Source organism: Gilliamella sp. M0364, from assembly GCF_016100565.1.
Taxonomy (GTDB): domain Bacteria; phylum Pseudomonadota; class Gammaproteobacteria; order Enterobacterales; family Orbaceae; genus Gilliamella; species Gilliamella apis.
In genome coordinates, this window is record NZ_JACFSF010000002.1 from 135,171 (window position 1) to 159,010 (window position 23,840).

At 34.2% G+C, this 23,840-nt stretch carries 22 protein-coding genes and 1 pseudogene; 10 read left to right on the top strand and 13 right to left on the bottom strand.

From position 1 onward, the window contains the following. Positions 1–186 precede the first annotated feature (186 nt). Positions 187–1,257 carry a membrane-bound lytic murein transglycosylase MltC gene (gene mltC, locus H3U96_RS04375; RefSeq protein ID WP_086356858.1) on the bottom strand — a complete coding sequence of 357 codons (1,071 nt, stop codon included), beginning with the start codon at positions 1,255–1,257 and terminating at the stop codon, positions 187–189. A gap of 8 nt (positions 1,258–1,265) precedes the next feature. Beyond that, the gene (locus tag H3U96_RS04380) at positions 1,266–1,535 is read right to left on the bottom strand and encodes an oxidative damage protection protein (RefSeq protein WP_034902970.1); all 270 of its coding nucleotides are present in this window, start codon (positions 1,533–1,535) and stop codon (positions 1,266–1,268) included. Positions 1,536–1,728: 193 nt separating this feature from the next. On the opposite strand from H3U96_RS04380, the gene H3U96_RS04385 reads away from it, so the two are divergent. From H3U96_RS04385 to H3U96_RS04395, 3 genes are all read left to right on the top strand, one after another. Continuing rightward, positions 1,729–2,940: an aspartate aminotransferase family protein gene (locus H3U96_RS04385; RefSeq protein WP_198195717.1), complete on the top strand. Its 1,212-nt coding sequence runs from the start codon at positions 1,729–1,731 to the stop codon at positions 2,938–2,940. A gap of 76 nt (positions 2,941–3,016) precedes the next feature. After that, on the top strand, positions 3,017–3,619 hold the full coding sequence (gene yihA, locus H3U96_RS04390; protein WP_086360240.1) for a ribosome biogenesis GTP-binding protein YihA/YsxC: 603 nt from the start codon (positions 3,017–3,019) through the stop codon (positions 3,617–3,619). A gap of 9 nt (positions 3,620–3,628) precedes the next feature. Then, positions 3,629–4,615, top strand: coding sequence for a serine/threonine protein kinase (locus tag H3U96_RS04395; RefSeq protein WP_198195726.1), 987 nt, complete (start codon positions 3,629–3,631; stop codon positions 4,613–4,615). 13 nt (positions 4,616–4,628) lie between these two features. Here the strand turns inward: H3U96_RS04395 and H3U96_RS04400 are convergent, their stop codons facing one another. Then, positions 4,629–4,934 carry a GIY-YIG nuclease family protein gene (locus H3U96_RS04400; protein ID WP_086360215.1) on the bottom strand — a complete coding sequence of 102 codons (306 nt, stop codon included), beginning with the start codon at positions 4,932–4,934 and terminating at the stop codon, positions 4,629–4,631. A 271-nt stretch (positions 4,935–5,205) separates the two neighbouring features. On the opposite strand from H3U96_RS04400, the gene H3U96_RS04405 reads away from it, so the two are divergent. The 7 genes and pseudogenes from H3U96_RS04405 (at position 5,206) to H3U96_RS04435 (ending at position 12,719) form a co-directional block, all read left to right on the top strand. Next, a complete protein-coding gene (locus H3U96_RS04405; protein ID WP_198195728.1) occupies positions 5,206–5,910 on the top strand; it encodes a lipopolysaccharide core heptose(II) kinase RfaY in 705 nt (234 codons plus the stop codon). A 190-nt stretch (positions 5,911–6,100) separates the two neighbouring features. After that, a complete protein-coding gene (locus tag H3U96_RS04410; RefSeq protein ID WP_086364829.1) occupies positions 6,101–6,685 on the top strand; it encodes a hypothetical protein in 585 nt (194 codons plus the stop codon). 133 nt (positions 6,686–6,818) lie between these two features. Next, a pseudogene (locus H3U96_RS04415) lies at positions 6,819–7,268 on the top strand (GNA1162 family protein); the annotation flags it as partial. A 466-nt stretch (positions 7,269–7,734) separates the two neighbouring features. Then, entirely contained in the window at positions 7,735–9,030 is a 1,296-nt protein-coding gene (locus H3U96_RS04420) for a 2-hydroxycarboxylate transporter family protein (RefSeq protein WP_086360218.1), read from the top strand. 120 nt (positions 9,031–9,150) lie between these two features. After that, positions 9,151–10,308, top strand: a complete 1,158-nt coding sequence (locus tag H3U96_RS04425; RefSeq protein WP_086360219.1) for an NADP-dependent malic enzyme — start codon at positions 9,151–9,153, stop codon at positions 10,306–10,308. Between the two features lie 118 nt (positions 10,309–10,426). Then, positions 10,427–12,043 carry a DcuS/MalK family sensor histidine kinase gene (dcuS, locus tag H3U96_RS04430; RefSeq protein ID WP_065614431.1) on the top strand — a complete coding sequence of 539 codons (1,617 nt, stop codon included), beginning with the start codon at positions 10,427–10,429 and terminating at the stop codon, positions 12,041–12,043. Between the two features lie 4 nt (positions 12,044–12,047). Then, the gene (locus H3U96_RS04435; RefSeq protein WP_086360220.1) at positions 12,048–12,719 is read left to right on the top strand and encodes a response regulator; all 672 of its coding nucleotides are present in this window, start codon (positions 12,048–12,050) and stop codon (positions 12,717–12,719) included. A gap of 63 nt (positions 12,720–12,782) precedes the next feature. On the opposite strand, the gene yfbR is transcribed toward H3U96_RS04435, so the two are convergent. The 10 genes from yfbR to murD form a co-directional block, all read right to left on the bottom strand. Beyond that, positions 12,783–13,376 (bottom strand): 5'-deoxynucleotidase, encoded by a 594-nt coding sequence (gene yfbR, locus H3U96_RS04440; protein WP_034901196.1) that lies wholly within the window; start codon positions 13,374–13,376, stop codon positions 12,783–12,785. Between the two features lie 80 nt (positions 13,377–13,456). Next, a complete protein-coding gene (gene lpxC, locus H3U96_RS04445) occupies positions 13,457–14,371 on the bottom strand; it encodes a UDP-3-O-acyl-N-acetylglucosamine deacetylase (protein WP_034901194.1) in 915 nt (304 codons plus the stop codon). Between the two features lie 64 nt (positions 14,372–14,435). After that, a complete protein-coding gene (gene ftsZ / locus H3U96_RS04450; RefSeq protein WP_034901192.1) occupies positions 14,436–15,584 on the bottom strand; it encodes a cell division protein FtsZ in 1,149 nt (382 codons plus the stop codon). 80 nt (positions 15,585–15,664) lie between these two features. After that, positions 15,665–16,918, bottom strand: a complete 1,254-nt coding sequence (gene ftsA / locus H3U96_RS04455; RefSeq protein ID WP_034901190.1) for a cell division protein FtsA — start codon at positions 16,916–16,918, stop codon at positions 15,665–15,667. Positions 16,919–16,939: 21 nt separating this feature from the next. Next, entirely contained in the window at positions 16,940–17,773 is an 834-nt protein-coding gene (locus tag H3U96_RS04460) for an FtsQ-type POTRA domain-containing protein (RefSeq protein ID WP_086320946.1), read from the bottom strand. A gap of 14 nt (positions 17,774–17,787) precedes the next feature. Then, a complete protein-coding gene (locus H3U96_RS04465) occupies positions 17,788–18,696 on the bottom strand; it encodes a D-alanine--D-alanine ligase (protein ID WP_065578124.1) in 909 nt (302 codons plus the stop codon). A 2-nt stretch (positions 18,697–18,698) separates the two neighbouring features. Then, a complete protein-coding gene (gene murC, locus H3U96_RS04470; RefSeq protein ID WP_065578125.1) occupies positions 18,699–20,147 on the bottom strand; it encodes a UDP-N-acetylmuramate--L-alanine ligase in 1,449 nt (482 codons plus the stop codon). A 142-nt stretch (positions 20,148–20,289) separates the two neighbouring features. Further along, on the bottom strand, positions 20,290–21,342 hold the full coding sequence (murG, locus tag H3U96_RS04475; protein WP_065578126.1) for an undecaprenyldiphospho-muramoylpentapeptide beta-N-acetylglucosaminyltransferase: 1,053 nt from the start codon (positions 21,340–21,342) through the stop codon (positions 20,290–20,292). Beyond that, positions 21,342–22,493, bottom strand: coding sequence for a cell division protein FtsW (gene ftsW, locus H3U96_RS04480; RefSeq protein WP_081298822.1), 1,152 nt, complete (start codon positions 22,491–22,493; stop codon positions 21,342–21,344). The genes murG and ftsW overlap by 1 nt, the downstream gene beginning before the upstream one ends. Next, positions 22,490–23,824: a UDP-N-acetylmuramoyl-L-alanine--D-glutamate ligase gene (gene murD / locus H3U96_RS04485; RefSeq protein WP_198195732.1), complete on the bottom strand. Its 1,335-nt coding sequence runs from the start codon at positions 23,822–23,824 to the stop codon at positions 22,490–22,492. Before murD ends, ftsW begins: the two co-directional genes overlap by 4 nt. Between the last annotated feature and the right edge of the window lie 16 nt (positions 23,825–23,840).

Sequence of the window (23,840 nt, forward strand, 5' to 3'; positions counted from 1 at the left end):
AAAAACTATGCTTTTATGAGGCGCATAGTATACTCCAAAATTAACGTAGATCACGTTTTTTTTATTAAAAATCTTTAAAACTTAAAAAATCATTAGTTATTAATAATGTGAATTGTATATAAGATAGCCACTCTTTGTATCTCTTATCTAGACTAAAAAAGTGGCTAATAATCGTTGCGTAATTAATTATTTGCTATCTAAGATTTTACTTACTTTCACTAAATAATTACGTGATTCTTGAGAAACATGTGAGGTCACTAATTTTCGATAAACTTGTTGTGGTGTCATCGAGTTAATAATATTAATAGCTTCATTTCTATCATTAGAAAAAGTACGCAATACACTACCAGCACCACCATTATAGGAAGTGATCATTGCATATCTTAATGAAATTGGATTATTTATACCGGCTAAATACTTAGTCTTCAACAATGATAAATAAGCGGTTCCCATATCAACATTATTACGTGGATCGAGTAAAAATTGACGGCTAGGTTCGCCTGATTTTCCTCGTGAATTAAAGATATCTCGGCCGGCAGTATGTTGTTGAACTTGCATTAATCCTAACGCATCAGTACGACTGACTGCATAAGGGTTAAATGCAGATTCTACTTCCATGATAGCTAAAATTAATCGTTCATCAATAAAATAACGATTTGATGCTTCAGTAACAAGTGGTAAAAATTTTCTTGCTCGTTCATTAATATGATTTGGAACTAGCTTGATTTCAACATAGGTAATTTTATGAGAACCAGATGAACGGACTTTTAGATTATTGGCAAGTAAATAATCAGCAAAACTATTCGCCCTACCACTCCAACGAATTGGCTGTCTTTCTTGGTCAAGAACTTGGTTATATAAAAATGGTTCTCCTGATAAGTTCTGACTTATTTTATCATGGCGAATAATATCAACTGGCTCTGGCATAAGTAATGTCGAAACAATCGCATCTTTTAAATAAGCTAAAGGAGTATCAGATAAAGTCTCAATTGTTATTACACCTGAAACAAAATTAATGTGGACTCGTGTTTGCAAATTATCTTCATACTGAACATAATCTTTTGGTCCGGCAATAAGAATTTCTTTGGCCCCCCAAATTTGTTCTATATTATTTGCATACTGACTGATTAAAATATTAAAAGCATTGGTATCTTTTATATAATAATCTTCATCAGTACTTTTGTTTTTCGAACCAGGACAAGCTGTTAATAATGTTACGGAAATGAGTAAAGTAATAATTTTATAGTTATTTTTCATTTTAGCTCTCAATTTTCAGGTTTATACCCATCAATAACCACATCTTCACCTTCAAATAAAAACTTAACCATTTCGGTTTCTATTTTTTTACGATGTTCTAAATTCATCATATTGAATTTATTTTCATTAATTAACATTGTTTGTTTTTTAAGCCATTCTTGCCAGGCAATCTTTGAAATTTCATTATAAATACGTTTACCCAATTCACCTGGATAAAGCTGAAAATCTAATCCTTCAGATTCTTCTTTTAAATAATGGCAATAGATAATGCGACTCATATTTATTCCTATCTTATCGACGATTATTAATTAACCGTTGATTATACCCGAAAATAATTACAGAAAAGAATAAAATATATAACTTTATTTTAAATGAATATAAATTCAATAATTATGAATAAATATTAACTTTACTATCTTTTTAAATAACATAAAATATAAAATGACCGTTGGTTAAAATAAGGATTAAATAATGCAGCCCGAAATTACACGAGATCTGTTTGATAAAGTAATTCTACCCGTTTATTCACCTGCTAGCTTTATACCAGTGAAAGGGAAAGGTAGTCGAGTATGGGATCAAAATGGTGAAGAATACATCGATTTTGCTGGAGGTATAGCGGTTAATGCTCTCGGTCATTGCCATCCTGAGTTAATCAATGCGTTACACCAACAAAGTGAAAAATTATGGCATGTTAGTAATGTTTTTACCAATGAGCCTTCACTACGACTTGCCCAAAAAATTATTGATAATACCTTCGCTGACCGTGTTTTCTTTGCCAATTCAGGAGCTGAAGCAAATGAAGCCGCTTTTAAATTAGCAAGATATTATACTGCAGAAAAATATAGTCCATACAAGACGAAAATTATCGCTTTTTATCAATCTTTTCATGGCCGTACTTTTTTTACCGTATCAGTCGGAGGGCAAGCCAAATATTCTGATGGTTTTGGGCCTAAACCTGCCGATATTATTCATGTTCCTTTTAATGATTTAGATGCTGTTAAAGCAGTAATGGATGATCATACTTGTGCTGTAGTATTAGAACCAGTGCAAGGTGAAGGAGGATTAACCTCTGCCACACCAGAGTTTTTAAAAGGTGTTCGAGCACTTTGTGATCAATATAATGCCCTATTAGTCTTTGATGAAGTACAATGCGGTATGGGGAGAACTGGTAGTTTATATACTTATCAACAATATGACGTCATTCCTGATATTTTAACTTCCGCTAAAGCTCTCGGTGGTGGCTTTCCTATTAGTGCAATGCTAACCACAAATGAGATTGCATCGGTAATGCATCTTGGTGTTCATGGTACCACTTATGGTGGAAACCCACTGGCCTGTGCCGTTGGTTGTGCTGCCTTCGATATCATTAACAACCCAGAAGTACTTGAAGGTGTCCAAAAGCGTCGGGCAATGTTTATTGAACAACTTGAAACCATCAATGATAAATTCAAAGTATTTCGAGAGTATCGAGGTAAAGGCTTGCTTTTAGGTGCTGAATTACAACCTGAATTTCATAGTAAAGCGCGAGATTTTTTAAATTTTGCTACCGAGTATAAAGTAATGATACTTAATGCTGGGCCAAATGTACTACGTTTTACGCCATCTTTAATTATCTCGGAAGATGAAATAAAAGAAGGTATGAACCGATTTAGAAAAGCAGTCGAAAAAGTTGTCAATTCTTAAGTTTTTCTATACAGTAACGGCATTTTAAGTGATTAAGTGCCGTTAATGCACTTAAAGGATATTGTTTATGAGCGACATTCGACCATTAAATTATACTAAAACGCATTTTATCTTAAGTGCCCCTGACATTACACATTTACCAATTGATACTGGCGTTGAAATTGCATTTGCAGGCCGTTCCAATGCGGGTAAATCAAGCGCACTCAATACATTAACCAATCAAAAAGCCCTAGCAAGAACCAGTAAAACTCCAGGACGAACACAACTAATTAACCTTTTCGAAGTTGAAGAAAACTGTCGCTTAGTTGATTTACCTGGTTATGGTTATGCCCAAGTACCTGAAACGATTAAACGCAAGTGGCAAAAATCACTGGGTGAGTATTTGCAAAAACGAGAAAGTTTAAAAGGTTTAATTGTCTTAATGGATATTAGACACCCATTAAAAGATTTGGATCAACAAATGATTGAATGGGCTGTATCTGTAAATATTCCTGTAATGTTATTATTAACTAAAGCCGATAAACTGGCTTCTGGTGCACAAAAAAAACAAGTTAATATGGTTAAAGAAGCCATTTTACCTTTTCAAGGTGATATTACTGTTGCACCTTTCTCATCGCCAAAACGCGTTGGTTTAGATGCATTAAAACAAAAACTAGACGAATGGTTTAGCCAACAATAATGGAACATTATGAATAACAGTGCATTTTCTTTCCAAACATTAACGCCGGAACTGATTCTAGATAGCTTAGCCGCCATAGGTATCTACGTTGATTCAGGCCTTACGGCTTTAAATAGTTATGAAAATCGTGTATATCAATTTTCTGACGAAAATCACACTCGTTATGTCGTTAAATTTTATCGACCACATCGCTGGAATAGATCACAAATTATTGAAGAGCATCAATTTACCCAACAATTATCACAGGCAGATATCTCAGTTATTGCACCTCTGGTAATTAACAACAGTAGTGTGCATGAATATCAGGGCTATCTATTTGCATTATTTCCTAGTGTTGGCGCAAGGCAGTATGAAACCGATAATTTAGAGCAATTTGATTCCATAGCAACTATGCTTGGTCGAATTCATCAAATTGGCGCAAAACAACCTTTTGAACACCGTCCAACCATAGGTTTGCAAGAATATCTTTACCAACCGCAAGAAATTTTGTTATCTAACGCCATCATCCCGAATAAAATCCAAATAGAGCTTAAAATCATCCTCCGCGATTTAATTAAAACTGTTGAACAACATTGGCATAACGATTGGCAACCAATTCGACTACATGCCGATTGTCATCCTGGAAATATTTTATGGCGGGATAAAGCCATCTTGGTTGACTTTGATGATGCGAGAAACGGTCCAGCAATTCAAGATATCTGGATGCTACTCAATGGTGATCAACAACAGCAGAGAATTCAATTATCCAGTTTTATTGAACTTTATGAGGAATTTTTCCTATTTGATAATAACCAATTGAAATTAATCGAACCATTACGAGCAATGCGAATTGTGCACCATCTGGCATGGATTATTCAACGTTGGCAAGATCCGGCTTTTCCTCGAGCCTTCCCTTGGTTGACTGATATTGATTTTTGGCAACAACAATTAAAACAATTTAACCAACAAATTGAAGCAATTAAAGCCCCACCATTACAGTTATTATCAATTATGTAGACAACAAATAATATTAAATAGTTTTCATATTTAGAAAAATAAGTAATTCATTGAGACTTGGAGATATTGAAACTAACTTTTCTTTTTGAATTTTGGTTAACTGTTTAATACGATATTCTAATTTCAAGGCAGTTGATCTATCACCAACACTTAGTTGATAGACGATAATAAGATCCTTATGTCCTTTTAGATGTTTTGCACCTTTACCCATTTGATGTTGGTGTAATCTCCGAGCAACATCAGTAGTGATACCAGTATATAAAGATTGTTTTGCGGTTCTTATGATATATAAAAACCACACAGCAGCTTTAGTTTGCATAAAAAATAGTCGCTGTTAATAATAAACAGATCATATCATTAAGTGAATTTTTATAAATAGTAAATCTACCTTTTCCACTTTTCTACCTTAATTACTCATCTTTACTAATATTAGCTTTGTATTAATTTAACTTAAAAGTTCAATAAGTAGTTAAAATTCTTTTTATATACTTTTGATGTTTGTTCTAATAACTGTCAGTGATTGATTTACTTTAGGTGGGATAATGTTTAAGATAGCTTAATTTTTTTGATCTCTCTTAGGACTACAAAATTTGAATAACTTTGCAAAAATTATTGAAATTGAACGTGGCAATATGAAATTTGCCTATGTGCAAAATGATGAAATCAATTATTTAGACCTTTTTGACCAATTTTTGGCTGAAGAAGGCCATCATGAATTACTCGATCCAAGTGATAGAATTGAGCGATATACATATTTAATCAATCATGAGAAAACTAAATTCATTTTTAAAATTGATGGTGGTGTTGAACATCGTTTAGAACGCCGTATTATAGCCAAATTGACTGGTGACTTTTATTTCAATTTAATTCATAAGCTAGCTAAAATATCGTTGGAAAAATGTGATATTGCTTATGAACTTTATTTAGTTGCATTTGATAAAGTTACCAAACGTCATTATATGATTTTTAATTTTATTGAAGGTCGCTCGTTAAAATGGGAAGAAATGAAAACCTATGGTGAACAAATAAAAAACTGCGTTGAAAAATTACATAGTTATAATTTAGTTTCCAATGACATTCATGGAGGGAATTTTATTTTAACACCTGAAGGAACAATCAAAGCAATTGATTTAACCAACTCTGGTTTTATTTGGCTTACCAAAGCTAATGATGCGATCGAGTTGCGTGAGCGTTTTGATATTAAAATTAAAGTACCGGTCTTGGCAATGGCAATAAAGAAATTTACCCATGGTTTTAAACGATTATCACGGAAAATTCGCGGTAAAAAAGACTAATAATAAAATTGAGAGAAAAATTAATTTCTCTCAATTTCTCGCCAAAATTATTATTATTTTAATTTTATATAAAACAAATTACTGACTAATTTTTAATACTAAAAAATATTTATATGTTCATCTTTTAAATACTAGTAAATCCTTTTATAACCAGTTAGAATTAAAGTAGTTAATCAAACTAGGATGAGATATGAGAAAGTTAATTGGTTTTACTGTTTTAGTAATGTTGCTAACTGGCTGTGCTTCTCACAAAATGCAATCAATCTATCAAACTCCAGGAGTCGAAATTACCCAAAATCCTGTCGGTGTGGATATAATAAATAAATATAGTACTTCTCGTCCTATCACTGTTCTTCATTCTTCATTATCAGTTTGTATTGCTCAAGAACTTGATAACAGCCCAGTGGTTTTGAATAGCGATAACTATTTGGGTTCAGCTTGGTGGCCATATTACAATATGCCAACTCAACAAGCCATTACCATCAATGGCGGAGATACCATCAAATTAGTTGAAGGAAATAATATTGTTGCCAATGCGCTTACTGATTATCAATCGCAAACTAAATACTTTATCAGTTATACCTTAACAACTACGCGAAAAGCTAAAAATATTCATTACTTATTTAGCAACATTAAACAAGCTCAACAATATACCGGTTCGATTGCTAATGATGGATTTCAAAACGTAAAAACCCTTGAAAGATCACATCCTGATTTAGTTATTGATGCACTTAATAAAGAAGTCGATAAAATTCAAGCTTGCTTATTACGCTAATCCCCTCGTATTCCTTAAAAGTTTTTGAGGAACAGGGTTTTTAGCAACTATATATTATTTTTTAATAATTGAATAACGTTTCTATAAGCTTATCCTTCCTTGAACAACTAGCCTTACCTAACCTTTAGCTAAAGCTGGTTATTATGTTTTCCCTGTTATGTTTACTGATGAAGTATTTAAACAAAATGGCTTAACGGTAGCTAACGAAATTCACGCAGTTAGTTTATCTAAATTACAACAGACCTTTGATCCTGATGCAGTTTTATATATTAATGTGCAAAATTATGGAACTAATTATCAAGTGATCCAAAGTGATACACGTGTAACATTAGAAGCAAAACTACTCGATGCTCGAACTGGAAAAGTTATTTGGACAAGCAGTGCTACAGCTTCTAGTCTAGAAAACCAACAATCAAATAATAGTTTATTAGGTATGTTAATTTCTGCTGCTATCACTCAAATAAGTGATACTGTTACGGATCGAAGTGTAGCAATCTCAAGCGTCGCAGCTGCTCGTTTATTTACACCAAACCCGGTAAAAAGTAACGGGATTTTATATGGTCCTTATGCTAAACAAAAATAACTGATCTGATAATTTCTTTATAAAAGAGCGGTAATAATTACCGCTTTTTCATTGATATAATTTCACATATCATTATTACCTTTTTTAACCATACTCATCATCTTACAGAATCATTTATTCATCTTTTGTTTAGACACTAAAGACAACACTGTTTAGCTAATAATGGCTATATAAAAAAGTTTAAGAACCGGGATTGGTATACTCAAAAGGGGCAAAAATTAAAAATGGATGTATAGATTGATTTAATTAGTCAAATGATTATAAGAGCATCCTAATAAATTAGTCATTACTAATTTTATTATTTTAAAAATGGTCTAAATATAAATGTCTTTATAAATCAATAATTATGTTAGTAACATACTTACATTAATTACAAAATTAGTTAGATAACTTTCTTAATCTTCTGATTTATATCTACCTAACTATACTGCTTATGTACTATAAAAAAACATAAAGAGGTTTAGTTATGAGCGTGCTTGAAGATATAAAAAAAAATAAGATGTATATAGGTTCACTCCCCCTTCCTATATTTTTAGTTTGTTCCATTATAGTTATTATTGCCGCCCAATTGGACATGCTACCTAGAACGTTAATCGGTGGTTTTGCCGTAATATTACCTTTAGGTTGGTTTTTGGGAACTGTCGGACAAAATATTCCATTTTTCAAAAAGTTTGGAGCCCCTGCTATTCTGTCATTAATTGTTCCTTCATTATTAGTTTACTATGGTGTATTTGATGAAAATACCCTATCGGCGACAAAAATGTTAATGAAAGAATCTAACTTTCTGCTCTTTTATATCGCAAGTTTAGTATGTGGTAGTATTCTTGGTATGCATCGAGTCATTTTAGTTCAAGGCTTTATTCGCATGATGATCCCGATGTTATTAGGAATGTGTTTAGCGGCACTAGTTGGTGTAGCTGTCGCTGTAGCTTTTGGTGATACTTGGGAACACGCCTTTTTCTATACCGTTTCACCAGTAATGGCAGGAGGAATTGGTGAAGGTGTTTTACAACTTTCTAATGCTTATAGCAATATCCTAAATCAAGATTATGATAGTTTCGTTAGTGCATTAATTCCTGCTACAGTAGTTGGTAACTTTTTTGCAATTACATTTACAGCCGTTATGAGCCGAATAGGTGAAGTTAAACCTCATTTAAGTGGTCATGGTCAATTGGTCAAAATTGAGTTTGATGGTTTAGCTGAAGCATTAAAAGATGATAAAACCCCACTTGATGCTCGCTCAATGAGTGGTGCAGTAATGATTTTATCCACTTTATTCATTTTTGGAATGATTCTAGAAAAAATGATTCATTTTCCTGGCCCTGTTTTAATGATTATTGCTACAGCGGTAGTTAAATATTTCCGTTTATTACCAGAAAGTGTAGAACGTGGTAGCCAACAATGGTACAAATTTATTTCGGGCAATTTTACTTTCCCATTGATGGCTGGATTAGGTCTGCTTTATATTGATTTAGCTAGTGTAGTTAATGTATTAACAATCCCATATTTCATTACTATTATCGCGATTGTCTTCACAGTTTCAATGACAGGATTTGTCTGTAGCTTCTTCTTAAAAATGTATCCTGTTGAAGCATCAATTATTTCGTCTTGCCAAAGCGGTATGGGCGGGACTGGTGATGTAGCCATACTTTCTACAGCAAATAGAATGAACTTAATGCCTTTTGCTCAGGTCGCAACAAGATTAGGAGGGGCTTTGATGGTGATATGTACCACAGCACTAATGCGTTATTTACATATGTAATTTTATATAAAATAAAGAATTAATAAATAAATTTATAAACAGTTTGAGATGAATTATTGCATTAATTTAATCTTACAAAATATCTAACATAGATTTAATATATTTAAAAAGGTAAATATTATGACAACAGTACAAGAAAAAGCGCTAGCAATCAGTAAGCAAATGCATGGCAAATTTGAAACTCATTCTAAAGTGCCCGTTAATTCAATGGCAGATCTTAGTGTTGCTTATACACCTGGGGTTGCCGCAGTGTGTACTGAAATAGCGAAAAATCCTGAATCAGTTTACGAATATACCAGTAAACGTAATTTAGTAGCTGTTATAACTGATGGTTCTGCTGTATTAGGTTTAGGAAATATTGGACCAGAAGCAGCTATTCCAGTAATGGAAGGAAAAGCAATTTTATTCAAGCAATTTGCTAATGTTGATGCAATACCGCTATCAATTAGTACTCAAGATCCAGATGAGTTAGTGAAACATATTGCTGCGTTGGCTCCTTCATTTGGTGGAATAAATCTTGAAGATATTAGTGCGCCAAGATGTTTTGAAATTGAAAAAAGATTACAAGAAATTTTAGATATTCCTGTGTTCCATGATGATCAGCATGGCACAGCAATTGTGGTACTAGCAGCACTATATAATGCCTTAAAAGTTGCTGGCAAATCGATAGTATCAGCCAAAGTTGTGATTAATGGCGGAGGAGCAGCTGGTTTAGCGATCGCCGATATGTTATTAGCTGCTGGAGTCTCCGATCTTAAAATTGTTGATAAAATTGGTATATTATCTGAAGATGATACTTCGTTACCACCCCATCATTTAGCAATGGCGAAAAGAACCAATAAATCTAAACAAAAAGGTACATTAGAAGACGCAGTTAAAGGTGCTGATGTATTCATTGGTGTATCTGCGCCGGGAGTACTGAAACCTGAATGGGTTAAAACAATGGCCGAAAAATCGATTATTTTTGCAATGGCAAACCCTACACCAGAAATATTCCCTGACGAAGCCAAAGCTGCAGGAGCTTATATTGTTGGAACTGGGCGTAGTGATTATCCAAATCAAATCAATAACGTGTTAGCATTCCCAGGTATATTCAGAGGAGCCTTAGATGCTAGAGCAAAAAATATTACATTAGCCATGCAACTTGCGGCAGCCAAAGGATTAGCGGATATCATTACACCAGAAAAACTTTCAGTTGATTGCATATTACCTAACGCTTTCGAACCTAATGTAGCGAAAGTTGTTGCCGAAAGTGTCAAAAATGCAGCAAAACTGTAATGATAACTTGAAAATAAATTAGATTAACTAAAAAAACCTACTAATAAATTTATTAGTAGGTTTTGCCTGTTAATCAGTTAATATAGTTAGACGTTTATTTTTTATATATTAAATGATAATGAGATACTTATTTAACAAATTACCATTGAAAGTTAAGCTAATAAGCCTAATTTGTTTGGTTTTTATACTCTCAGTTATTGCACAAAACATCTATATTATTCATGTAGTCAATAACGAATATCTTATTAATTCTCGACAACGTGTAGAAAATATTGCCAGTATTATCTCAACTTCTCAGACGATCATTGATAAAATACAAAATCCTACTTTACAAAATATCGCCGCCATTCAGGCAACTACAGAACAAACTAGAGCTCTGACTCAAATCGATTTTATTGTTATATTCAATATGCAAGGTGTTAGATATTCACATCCAGATAAAAATAAAATCGGCCAAACTATAGTCGGAGGAGATGAACAACGAGCGTTAAATGGTGAGTCCTATACTTCAATTGCAAAGGGTACGTTAGGGGATTCTGTTCGAGCATTTAAACCAATCATGAATGAAAAACATCAACAAATTGGTGCCGTTTTGGTTGGTCAAACGTTGCAGAAAATTAATCATTTAGCATCGAGAACAAGCCAACCGATTTGGTTATCCTTATTTGCCTCGTTAACTATCGCTATTATTTTAGCCTACTTGTTATCCCATAATATAAAAAAGATCCTATATGGTCTTGAACCAATTCAAATGGCTCAGTTATTTGCAGAACGAAATGCAATTATTAGAACAGTAAAAGAAGGGATTGTTGTTATCAATCGAAACGGTTTAATAACTCAAATTAATGATGAAGCGATTAGAATTTTACGTATAGATGATGATAAAGAAAATATTATTGGCTTACCTATTAAGAATTTCATTCCTAATACTCGCCTACATGAAGTGATGATGAGTGGCAATGCTGAATATGATTGTGAACAAAATATCAATGGAGTGGTAATACTCACCAATCGAACTCCTTTATTTGTTAATGATGCTTTAGTCGGGGCCATTGCCTCATTTAGAGATATGACAGAGGTTCGTAAATTGGCAGAAAATTTAACTGGAGTAAATCGATACGCCGATGCCTTACGTTCACAATCACATGAATTCAATAACAAACTACATGTTATTTATGGTTTAGCTTTCAATGATAATAAACAAGAATTAATGGACTACCTTGAACAAATTATTGGCAACCAACAAGCTGAATCAAAACTTGTTAGTCAATATATAAAAGATCCAATTATAGCTGGTTTTTTAAATAGTAAGTTTAGCCGAGCCCGTGAATTAAATGTTACCTTAGAGTTCAATATTGATGGTGTTTTAGCACCCATAACAGACACTTCTGTTATTCATAGTTTAGTCACAATACTTGGTAATTTAATTGATAATGGTTTAGATGCTGTACAGTTTTTAGATGATAAACAAATAAAAGTTAGTTTAGTCATAGATAACTCTAATTTTGAAATAGAAATTAATGACAACGGCGAAGGTATTTCAGAAAAAGATATTCAATATATTTTTCAAAAAGGTTATTCGACTAAAGGTGATAACCGTGGCTTTGGACTCTATTTAGTATTGGCTAGTATTGACGAATTAGATGGGCATATACAATTATGTGATCTTAATAATAAAAAAGGGACTTGTTTTAAGGTACTATTACCACTAAAAGAGATATATAGGAATAAATAAGAAAATGGTAGAAGTTTTAATCGTTGAAGATGATCCAATGGTGGCTCAATTAAATAAAAAATATTTACAAATGTTACCTGGTTTCAATTTGGCATCTGTTGTTAGTCATGGAGAACAAGCACTACATTTTATTCATGATAACCACATTGACCTGTTACTGCTTGATGTATTTATGCCAAAATTAAATGGTCTTGAACTATTAAAATACATTCGCATTAGTTATCCCAAAATAGATATCATAATGGTAACAGCTGCATGTAATACCAACGACATTCAGACAGCATTACGTTTAGGTGTCATTGATTACATAGTTAAACCCTTTACTTTTCAACGATTTCGCACAGCCTTAATCTCCTATCAAGAACGAGTTCGGTTGTTATCATCATCAGAAATACTAAATCAAGATCAATTAGATGATCGGATTTTTACCAAACACGTTAATCCCTCAACTAGGTTACCTAAAGGTATCGATTCACAAACATTACAATCAGTGCGAGAGGTGGTCGCTAATTATCAGCAAGATTTTTCAATGAGTGATATTGTTGAATTAATTTCACTATCTAGAATATCAGTTAAGAAATATCTGGATTACTTAGAAGAACAGGGAGAGATAGAAAGTCATTTGACTTACTTACCAATTGGTCGCCCAGTAAAGCGTTATATTTATCAAAAATAGATCCTATGCACTTTAATTTTTTTCTTACTATTTAATAAATTAGTTATTAAAAAATAAATAAAACTATTTATCCATAGTAATTTCATCTAAAGATAAACTAAAACTTGGCACAAATATATCTAAAAAGTAATCCATTTCAGGACTGTTTCGTTCTGATAATGTTTTTTTCAAACGTTGCTCAGCTAACTTAAATTCATTATTGCCGGCGCTAAGTTCTTCAATGGTTTTAAGGTATGCACATAAAGCATCTGCTTGTTTTACGATACTTTTTTCAGACTCATCATAATAATCATCATCAATTAATGATCTAAAATCGTCTTGCAACTCTTTAGGCAACATATTAATAAGTTTATTTTGAGCTATTTTTTCAATTTTTTTATATTCAGATGTAATTTGCGGATTATAATATTTAGTTGGTGTTGGTAAGTCACCAGTCAGTACTTCTGATGCATCATGGTACATCGCTAATAATGCGATTCGCTCAGGATTAACATTGCCATTAAATCTTTTATTCTTAATGACTGCTAAAGCATGTGCAACAAAAGCAACTTGTAGACTATGCTCAGATACATTCTCTGTTCTCACATTTCGCATTAAAGGCCAGCGATTAATTAATTTCAAACGTGATAAATGAGCAAAGAAATGGCTATTATTCATGTTAATATCTCATAATTATAAAAATAAAAAACGCTTCCAATTCGGAAGCGTTAATAAAGCAATTATTCTCGTTTAAGGATTTATGCTAGAACAAGTTGTCTAGTACCTAAAGCAACAGGAACACTTTGCTCTTCAGTAAATGTCACATATTCCCAAGCATCTTGTTTCGCCAATAAAGCTTGCAATAGTTGGTTATTTAATGCATGACCTGATTTATAGCAAACGACTTCACCAATCATATTGTGACCACTCATATATAAGTCACCAATGGTATCAAGCATCTTATGACGTACAAATTCGTCTTCAAAACGAAGACCGTCTTCATTAAGAACTTTATAATCGTCAACAACAATCGCGCAATCTAAACTACCACCTAAACATAATCCTTTGGATTGCAGAGCTTCGATATCTCGCATAAAGCCAAAAGTTCTTGCACGACTAATTTGGCGAATAAAAGATTCAGAAGAAAAATCTAGTTGGTAACGTTGCGAACTACTATCAATAGCCGGATGACGAAAATCAATAGTAAAATCTAAACGGAAACCACTATATGGTCGCACTTCTGCCCACTTATCACCATTTTCAACACGAACAGTTTCTTTTACTCGTAAGAACTTTTTCAACGCATTTTGTTCAGCAATTCCAGCATCTAGTAATAAATAGATAAACGGACTTGCACTACCATCCATAATTGGAATTTCCGGAGCATTTACTTCAATAATAATATTATCGATACCAAGTCCAGCTAATGCTGAATTAATATGTTCGACAGTTGAAATACGAACATTATCTTCATTAACCAAACAGGTACAAAGCATTGTATCTCGCACTGATTTTGCATCCACTGGGAAATCAACATATGGATTTAAATCTGTACGACGATAAATAACACCTGTATTTTCCGGTGCAGGACGTAATGTCAAAGTAACTTTTTTACCAGTATGTAAACCGACACCAGTTGCTTGAATTGTCTTTTTTAATGTTCTTTGTTTCACTTCGCACCTACTTTTTTATTTGTTACTATGCCATTAGACAATAATAAATCAAATAAGTTCAATATTAATTAGCCTGCTTACGAATAAACGCAGGAATATCTAAAATTTTACGCTCTTCAATAGGAGACACATCAGGTTCATTCACAACCTTAGATATTGATGATTCTTCTTGTTGTAACGGTAAATGACTGGTTTGACCAAACAACGAGCCGTGATGAGCGGCAGGTTTAGTTATCTTAACTTCTGGACGTTTATCCATTCCTATACCTGTAGCAACCACAGTCACTCTAATCTCATCTGACATATCTGGGTCAAAAGTCGTACCAACAACAACAGTAGCATTATCAGATGCAAACGCTCTTACGGTGCTACCCACTGTTTCGAACTCTTCAAGACCAAGGTCAAGACCTGCTGTAACATTAACTAATACGCCACGAGCTCCTGATAAATCAATATCTTCAAGTAAAGGACTTGAAATCGCCATTTCAGCTGCTTCTTCAGCTCGATTATCACCAGTTGCACGACCAGAACCCATCATCGCATAGCCCATCTCAGACATTACAGTTCTAACATCAGCAAAGTCGACATTGATGTGACCAGGTTTGGTAATTAGTTCGGCGATGCCTTGCACTGCACCTTTTAATACACCATTTGCTGCAGCAAAAGCATCTAATAATTTAACGCCACGCCCTAAAACTTTTAATAGTTTATCATTTGGAATTGTGATAAGTGAATCAACATGTTTAGCTAATTCAGCAATACCTTGCTCAGCAAAAGCCATGCGTTTTTTACCTTCAAATCCAAAAGGTTTTGTAACTACAGCTACAGTTAAAATACCTAATTCTTTCGCAATTTCAGCAACAACTGGTGCAGCACCAGTACCTGTTCCGCCACCCATTCCGGCTGCAATGAAGACCATATCGGCACCTTCAATCGCACTACGAATAACATCACGATCCTCTTCTGCTGAATTTCTGCCAACTTCTGGATTAGCACCAGCACCAAGTCCTTTGGTAACATTATTTCCGATTTGGATAGTTTGACCAACTTTTATTCTTTTCAATGCTTGTGCATCAGTATTTGCTGCAAAAAACTCAACGCCTTCAATATGTTCAGCAATCATATGCTCAACAGCATTACCGCCGCCGCCACCGACACCAATAACTTTAATGACAGCTGCTGGCTCATCATCCGCAACCATAGGCTCAAACATAACTTATCTCCAAATTTACGATCTAAGGACATTGTACAGATAACCAGCTACAATGTCTACGAAGTTATTAAATATATTAGCTAAAATTCTTTTTTGAACCAACCGGTCAAACGTTTAGCTATCCCTTTTAATGATGATTTATTGCTGTCTTTAGCATCATCATGTAATAAACTTTGTTTACCATAATGCAATAACCCTACAGTTGTTGAACAATATGGTTTTTGTACATAATCAGTTAATCCTGAAATATTTAAAGGCTGGCCGATACGTACTTGATTTTGAAACACTTTCTCAGCACATTCAACCATACCTTTAATTTGAGCAGCACCGCCTGTTAACACAATCCCTGCTGCCAATTGATATTTAACATTTTGTCTTTTAAGCTCGTCTTGTAATACTAATAGCTCTTTTTGAACTAACGATAAAAGCTCTGAATAACGAGGTTCAATGACATCAGCTAATGTTTGCCGCTGTAATGAACGAGACGGACGTCCACCTACACTTGGAACATCAATAACTTCATCTTTACCGACTAGTGAACCAACAGCACATCCATAACGAATTTTAATATTTTCTGCATCCATTGGTGGTGCGCCAAATGCGTAAGCAATATCACTGGTAACCACATTACCAGCATAAGGAATAACCACAGAATGACGTAATGCTCCACCAGTATAAACTGAGACATCCATTGTTCCGCCACCAATATCTATGACGCAAACACCTAACTCTTTTTCATCATCAGTTAATACAGCATAACTCGATGCCAAACCAGAAAAAATAAGCTGATCAACTTTCAATCCACAACGCTCTACTGCTTTAACTATATTTCTCGCCATATCATTATGGCAGGTGATCAAATGAACTTTCGCTTTCATTCTTACACCAGATAATCCAATTGGGTTTTTAATACCTTCTTGTAGATCAATAGAGTACTCTTGGGCAATAACATGTAAGATTCTATGTTCATCTAAAATACGTACAGATTTAGCAGTATGAACAACATTTTCAACATCTTCTGCTGTCACTTCTTCATCTGCAATCGGCACCATTCCAATTTCATTCTGACAACGAATATGTTTACCTGACAGGCTTAAATAAACAGAAGATATTTGGCAATCAGCCATTAATTCAGCTTGATCAACAGCTCGTTGGATTGATTTAACCACTGATTCAAGATCGTTCACACCACCTTTATCAACACCTTTTGATGGACAATGGCCAACACCAATAATATTGACAATACCATCAGGAAGAACTTCACCAACGAGGGCAAGAACTTTCGAGGTGCCAACTTCAAGTCCAACAACCAATTTTTTCTCTGTTGCTTTCATACTTCAGCCTTTATTTATTCCTTATTGAGAGATTTTTTCTCGTTGCACTGAAATACCATTTTCATAACGTAAATCAGCAGCCGTTATTTTTTCACCATCCGGTATTCTTGACTGAATTTCTGGAAATAATTTGATAAATTGTTGATAACGTTGTTCTATTTTTTCGCTACCTAATATCAATTTTATTTCCTCATTTTCAGAACACAAATCAACTTTACATTGCTTTACCATTAATTGCCATGCATTACGTTCATCCGATATTGCTGCCTGAATTATCAAAGTAGACTTATTGTTAGCCCATTTTTTAGAGAGTTCCTCTAATCTAAAATAAGTTTCTAACATTGACTTGGCTTTACCTTCAGGGCTATAAAGCCTTGGCAATGATAAATCGTTCAAACGATCCAATGGCACACTGAAAGTATTGCCATTTTTATCAAGTAAATATAAATCATTCCAGTAAAATGCAGGTTTATATTCTTCAATGTTTACAATCAATCTGTCGGGCCATTGTTTACGAACACTTGCTTGTTTTACCCAAGGATATCGCATAATTTCTTGCTGAATATCATCCACATCTTGTCCAATATAGGTATTTGGCAAACCTAATCCTAGAATTGCTTGTCTAAGATCATCTTCAGTCGTATAAGTATAATCACCACTTAAGGTCAATTGTGATAATACCATCTGATCGGGATCTTCCATCCAGTCTCGAATAGAATTGACGACCCATCCACAAATAACAACTATTACTACTAAGAACAAAAAACCTAACATTTGTTCTGCATTGCGAAAAACAAGCAACTTTCTTTTATTCTGGTTTTGATGTTTATGCGCTGCTTGTCGGACTTTTTTCATAAAAATAAAGCCAATTATATGGTTGCTAATTGTAAAATACGTTTAACCAATTCACTAAATGACCAGCCATATTCTTTTGCCGCCATTGGTACCAAGCTGTGATCTGTCATTCCAGGGGCAGTATTTACCTCAAGTAAATATGGCTTTTCATTTTCATCAAACATAATATCGACTCTTCCCCAACCTCTACATCCTACAGCTTTATAAGCATCTAGAGCTAACTTACGAATTTCTTGTTCTTTAGCATCACTTAATCCACTAGGGCAAAAATATTGGGTTTTATCTGACAAATACTTTGCATCATAATCATAAAAATTGGTAGCAGGTTTAATGTAAATTGCAGGTAAAACATCTTCACCAACAATAGCTACAGTAAACTCTGGTCCAGCTAAAAATGATTCGATCATCACGGTATTATCATATTTAAAGGCAATATCAACAGCTGCTTTTAATTCGTCTGCTTGATTAACTCTGGACATACCGACACTTGAACCTTCATGGCTAGGTTTAACAAACAATGGTAAGCCAAGTTGTTTAATAATATTATCAACATCAATTGATTGTGATTTATCAACCATTACATAATCAGCAACAGGTAAACCAAGTGATTTCCACACTAGTTTGGTTTTTAACTTATCCATAGTTAATGCTGAGGATAAAACATCACTTCCGGTATAAGGAATATTTTGATAAGTTAAAATAGCTTGAGTAATACCATCTTCACCACCACGCCCATGCAAAATAATAAATGCTTTTGAAAAACCATCTTGTTTTAAATTAGTTATACAATACTCTTTTGTATCAACAAGATGGGCATCAATACCATTTTCTTTTAATCCTGCTAGAACAGCTTGTCCTGATTTTAGTGATACTTCACGTTCAGCAGAGGTTCCACCATACAATACAGCAATTTTATCAACCATTATTATAAAACCCCTTTTGAAAATAATTGACTACCAGCTAATTGACGGGCAATCCGACCAACACTACCAGCGCCTTGTGTTAATAACAAATCTCCACCTTGTAATATTTCTTTCATAATTTCCGGTACCAGATCTAAATCTGAAACATAAATTGGATCCACTTTTCCTCGATTACGAATTGAACGACAAAGTGAACGACTATCAGCACCAGCAATAGGTTGTTCTCCAGCAGAATAAACATCTAACATAACTAATGCATCAACTTGAGAAAGTACTTGGGCAAAATCATCAAAGAGATCTCTAGTTCGCGTATATCTATGCGGTTGAAATAACATAACTAAACGCCGATCTGGCCAACCATTTCTAGCCGCTTGAATTGTAGCATTGACTTCACTAGGATGATGCCCATAATCATCAACCATCATTATATCTTTATCATTGCCGTAAGGGAAAATACCTAGAAGATCGAAACGTCGACTAGTACCTGCAAATTTTGCCAGCGCGCGTACAATTGAATCATCATCAATACCATCCTCTGTTGCTGCAATAATCGCTGCTGCGGAATTTAAAGCATTATGTTTACCTGGAGCATTCAATTCAATTTGTAAATCATCTCTATCTGGACGGCAAACTGTATAATAGCTAACACCTCTTTCTTGGCGATAATTTTTAATCACAACATCGGCTTCTTCGCTAAACCCATAGGTTATAATTTTACGACCAACAACCGGTAACAACTCGCGATTAATCGGATCGTCATAACACATGACGGCTAAACCATAAAAAGGAAGATTGCGTAAAAAAGAGATAAAGGTTTGTTTAAGATTTTCTACACTTCCTTGATAGGTATCCATATGGTCAGGTTCGATATTAGTGACTATAGAGACCATAGGCTGTAGATGTAAAAATGAAGCATCACTTTCATCTGCTTCGGCAATAAAATAACGGCTACTACCTAATCTAGCATGTGTTCCTGCCGCTTTTACTAATCCACCATTAACAAAAGTTGGATCAAGTTTAGCTTCAGCATATATAGAAGTAACCATTGCTGTAGTGGTTGTTTTACCATGGGTACCAGCGATAGCAATACCATATCGAAAACGCATTAACTCAGCTAACATTTCAGCTCTTTGAATCACTGGTATCCGAGCCTCTCTAGCTGCAATAACTTCTATATTATCCTGAGAAATAGCCGAAGAGATAACCACAACACTAGCACTCAGGACGTTTTCAGCAGCATGACCAATGACAATTTTAGCACCTAATGTTTCTAAATGCTGAGTTACAGGATTTTCAGCAATATCTGAACCGCTAATTTGATATCCTTCATTAGCAAGAACTTCGGCAATACCGCCCATGCCCGCGCCACCAATACCAACAAAATGGATATGTTTGACTCGTTTCATTTCTGGAATGATTGCTCTTAATTCAGCTAATTCCTTAGTATTCACACTTAAACCCCTAGCTAGTTAGTTACTTCTTATTTAGTATTCGGTATTTAAAAATTTATTGGACAATCATTTGTCAAACAAATTAAGATTAAATATCAAACACATCAATAAGACCATTACTTAAAATTATATATAAAATTCACTATTTTACCACCGAAATAAGCGTTTCGGCTACTCTTTCCGTCGAATTTATAATTGATAAACTTTTTGCTTTAATAGCCATTTCAACTAAATCTTCGCGACTCAAATGCTCAAGTAACGTAAATAGTGAGTCAACATTGAAATCTGGTTGTTCAATTATCTTTGCTGCACCAATATCCGCTAAAGATTTCGCATTCCAAAATTGTTGGCGATCTTTATGCATAAATGGTACGAAAATAGCTCCAATACCAACAACTTCAATCTCACTTACAGTTAATGCCCCACTACGGCAAATTACGATATCAGCCCAATCATAAGCTTCTTTGACATCTGTTATAAATTCTGTCACACGATTATTTGTCATATCACAATGCTGATATGATTTAAGTACATCATCTAACATACCTTTGCCTGTTTGATGCCAAACAACATACTTATCAGACAATCTTGTAATTACTTGAGGTACAACATCATTAATGACTTTGGCTCCTTGACTTCCGCCCATAATCAAGACTCTAATTGGGCCTTGTCGATCTTTAAATCTTTCGCTTGGTTCTTTAATCGTTAATAAATCACTACGAACAGGATTTCCAACAACTTCTGCATTAGGAAATGCTGTTGGAAAAGCTTGTAAAACTCTGGTCGCAATTTTAGCTAAAGATTTGTTAGTTAAACCTGCTATACCATTTTGTTCATGTAATACAACCGGAATGCCTAAAGATTTAGCAGCAATACCACCCGGTCCGGAAACATATCCTCCCATACCTAAAACGACATCAGGACGATAATTTTTTAAGATTTTTCTTGCTTGCAAAACCGCTTTTAATATTTTGTAAGGCGCTTTTAATAACGCCATTTTACCTTTACCTCGCAAACCTGATATTTGGATAAAATCAATATCAATACCATTTTCTGGCACTAAATGTGCTTCCATACGGTCTGCAGTGCCTAGCCATCTCACTTGCCAACCCTGCTTCATTAAATAATGAGCAACGGCAATACCTGGAAATACATGACCACCGGTTCCACCAGCCATGACTAATAATTTTTTCATTATTTTATCGACCTTATTCTTGCTTGAGTTTGTTGTTGTCTAAACTCAAAATCTATTCTCAGTAATATTGCAACCGCAATACTCATCACAATAAGGCTTGAGCCTCCATAACTAATAAATGGCAAAGTTAAACCTTTTGTCGGTAACATACCGGAGGTGACACCAACATTAACAAAAGTTTGAAATCCAAACCAAATACCAATTTCACAAGCCAAATAGCCCGAAAATTGAGAACCTTCATTCAAAGCTCGATAGCCGATTGCTAATGCTTTGAAAGTTAGAAAGAAGAGTAATAGCAATAACGCAGCAACACCAATATATCCATACTCTTCTGAAATAATTGAGAAAATAAAGTCGGTATGACATTCAGGTAAATAGCGTAATTTAAAAATAGAATTACCAATTCCTTGTCCAGTAATACCACCATTACCAATTGCCATTAATGATGCAACGAGCTGATAACCAGCACCAGTTGCATCTTGCCACGGATCAAGGAATGTCATTAAACGCGTTAAACGATAAGACTCATATAAAATAAGACAAACTACAGCACCGACTCCAGTTAGTAAAATCGCAATAAATTGCCATAATTGAGCGCCAGCAATAAATAAAATACCTATTGTTACCATAAATAATACAATTACAGTACCTAAGTCAGGCTGTTTAAGTAACAAAATTGATAAAACTGCCATAACCACCATAGGTTTGAAAAAGCCCCAAAAGCCGCTTTGGACTTCTTCTGACTTACGGGCTAAATAACCTGCTAAAAATAAAAATAACGATAATTTAGAAAGTTCAGCTGGCTGAAAATTAAAAACACCTAATGGGATCCAACGAGACGCACCGTTGATTGAAGAACCAATCCCTAAAACCACTATCAACATAATAATTGAAAGGATTAATAAAACTGATCCAAATTGTTGCCAACGTTGCATCGGAATATATAACGTGATACCCATTAAAAAGAGCGACATTCCGATTTGAATCAACTCTCGTTGCGTATAGAAAAATGGATCACTCTCATTAAACGCCATTGATGAAGATGTCACCATAATTAAACCAAATACTATTAAACCAATTACAGTCCAAAGTAGTTGATTATCAAATGGAATATTGGGATTAACTTGTTTTTTTATCCAGAAGAATGTCATGTATCACTCCTTGAACCATACTGTTTGGCAAGTTGTGCAAATAGATTTCCACGCTCAATATAGTTTTTAAATTGGTCTAAACTCGCACAAGCTGGAGAGAGCAACACGACATCATTTGCGACTACTTTTTTAGCTATACACTGAATGGCTTCAGACATAGTTAACGTAACAGTTGTGATTTCAGGGGCTAAATTAGCAAGCAAATCTCGATCTCGGCCAAAACAGAAAATTTCAATATTTCTACTTTTTAAATAAGGAATCAAAGGGGTAAAGTCTGCCGATTTACCATCACCACCTAACAATAAAAATAGTTTTCCATTACATATAACACTTTTCAATGCCGCTTCAGTACTACCGACATTAGTGGCTTTAGAATCATTAATCCATTTGACATTATTGTTATCAAATACTAATTCAAAACGATGAGGTAAACCTTGAAAATTAGAAATTGTTTGTAAGCTTGAATCTCGTGGGATCTGTAAATTATCAGCAATAGCTAAAGCAGCCAAAGCATTCAGATAATTATGACAGCCGATTAGTTTCATTGATTTAGTTGATAAAACAGGCTGATTTTGTGCAATTAAATGTTCATACTTCTCATCTAAATGATAGTCTCCATTGTTTAATCCAAAAGAGACACAATGTTGTTGTTTACCAAACGGTTTAGTCAATTTATCATCATAGTTAATAACACAACATTTTGCATTATGATAAATGCGTTGTTTCGCTTCAGTATATTGCAACAATCCTTGTGGATAACGATCCATATGGTCTTCAGAAATATTCAAAATTGTTGCCACTGAAGCTTGTAAACTTGATGTTGTTTCTAATTGAAAACTTGATAGTTCAAGGACATAAACATCACAGTCTTGTTGCAATAATGATAAAGCGGGTTCACCTATATTGCCACCTACACCAACTTTTATACCAGCTGCTTTTATAATATCGCCAACCAAAGTAGTGACAGTCGTTTTACCGTTTGCCCCGGTAATGGCAATAACTTTTTTATTTGTTTGTTGATTAATTTCACGGCAAAAAAGTTCAATATCCCCAATAATCTCAATACCGAGTTCAGCAGCTTTTTGTAATTCAGGTGTTGATAAAGCAATACCTGGACTAGCAATAATCAAGTCAGACTCAAATAGCCAATCTGTATTTAAATTACCTAAATGATAAATAACTCGCTTATCTAATTGCTCTAATCCTGGAGGAGATGAACGAGTATCAATTACTTTCGGTATAACATTTTGAGCAAGAAAATAGTTAACGCAGGAAAGTCCTGTAATACCTAATCCGATAATAACAATTTTTTTACCTTGATAATCAACCATGATTTAATCCTGCTCT

What these genes read in the sequence shown, in the direction of transcription:
- mltC (WP_086356858.1), bottom strand. Translation starts at nt 1,257, where the DNA reads ATGAAAAATAACTATAAAATTATTACTTTACTCATTTCCGTAACATTA.
- H3U96_RS04380 (WP_034902970.1), bottom strand. Translation starts at nt 1,535, where the DNA reads ATGAGTCGCATTATCTATTGCCATTATTTAAAAGAAGAATCTGAAGGA.
- H3U96_RS04385 (WP_198195717.1), top strand. Translation starts at nt 1,729, where the DNA reads ATGCAGCCCGAAATTACACGAGATCTGTTTGATAAAGTAATTCTACCC.
- H3U96_RS04395 (WP_198195726.1), top strand. Translation starts at nt 3,629, where the DNA reads ATGAATAACAGTGCATTTTCTTTCCAAACATTAACGCCGGAACTGATT.
- H3U96_RS04400 (WP_086360215.1), bottom strand. Translation starts at nt 4,934, where the DNA reads ATGCAAACTAAAGCTGCTGTGTGGTTTTTATATATCATAAGAACCGCA.
- H3U96_RS04410 (WP_086364829.1), top strand. Translation starts at nt 6,101, where the DNA reads ATGAGAAAGTTAATTGGTTTTACTGTTTTAGTAATGTTGCTAACTGGC.
- H3U96_RS04420 (WP_086360218.1), top strand. Translation starts at nt 7,735, where the DNA reads ATGAGCGTGCTTGAAGATATAAAAAAAAATAAGATGTATATAGGTTCA.
- H3U96_RS04425 (WP_086360219.1), top strand. Translation starts at nt 9,151, where the DNA reads ATGACAACAGTACAAGAAAAAGCGCTAGCAATCAGTAAGCAAATGCAT.
- dcuS (WP_065614431.1), top strand. Translation starts at nt 10,427, where the DNA reads ATGAGATACTTATTTAACAAATTACCATTGAAAGTTAAGCTAATAAGC.
- H3U96_RS04435 (WP_086360220.1), top strand. Translation starts at nt 12,048, where the DNA reads ATGGTAGAAGTTTTAATCGTTGAAGATGATCCAATGGTGGCTCAATTA.
- yfbR (WP_034901196.1), bottom strand. Translation starts at nt 13,376, where the DNA reads ATGAATAATAGCCATTTCTTTGCTCATTTATCACGTTTGAAATTAATT.
- ftsZ (WP_034901192.1), bottom strand. Translation starts at nt 15,584, where the DNA reads ATGTTTGAGCCTATGGTTGCGGATGATGAGCCAGCAGCTGTCATTAAA.
- ftsA (WP_034901190.1), bottom strand. Translation starts at nt 16,918, where the DNA reads ATGAAAGCAACAGAGAAAAAATTGGTTGTTGGACTTGAAGTTGGCACC.
- H3U96_RS04460 (WP_086320946.1), bottom strand. Translation starts at nt 17,773, where the DNA reads ATGAAAAAAGTCCGACAAGCAGCGCATAAACATCAAAACCAGAATAAA.
- H3U96_RS04465 (WP_065578124.1), bottom strand. Translation starts at nt 18,696, where the DNA reads ATGGTTGATAAAATTGCTGTATTGTATGGTGGAACCTCTGCTGAACGT.
- murG (WP_065578126.1), bottom strand. Translation starts at nt 21,342, where the DNA reads ATGAAAAAATTATTAGTCATGGCTGGTGGAACCGGTGGTCATGTATTT.
- ftsW (WP_081298822.1), bottom strand. Translation starts at nt 22,493, where the DNA reads ATGACATTCTTCTGGATAAAAAAACAAGTTAATCCCAATATTCCATTT.
- murD (WP_198195732.1), bottom strand. Translation starts at nt 23,824, where the DNA reads ATGGTTGATTATCAAGGTAAAAAAATTGTTATTATCGGATTAGGTATT.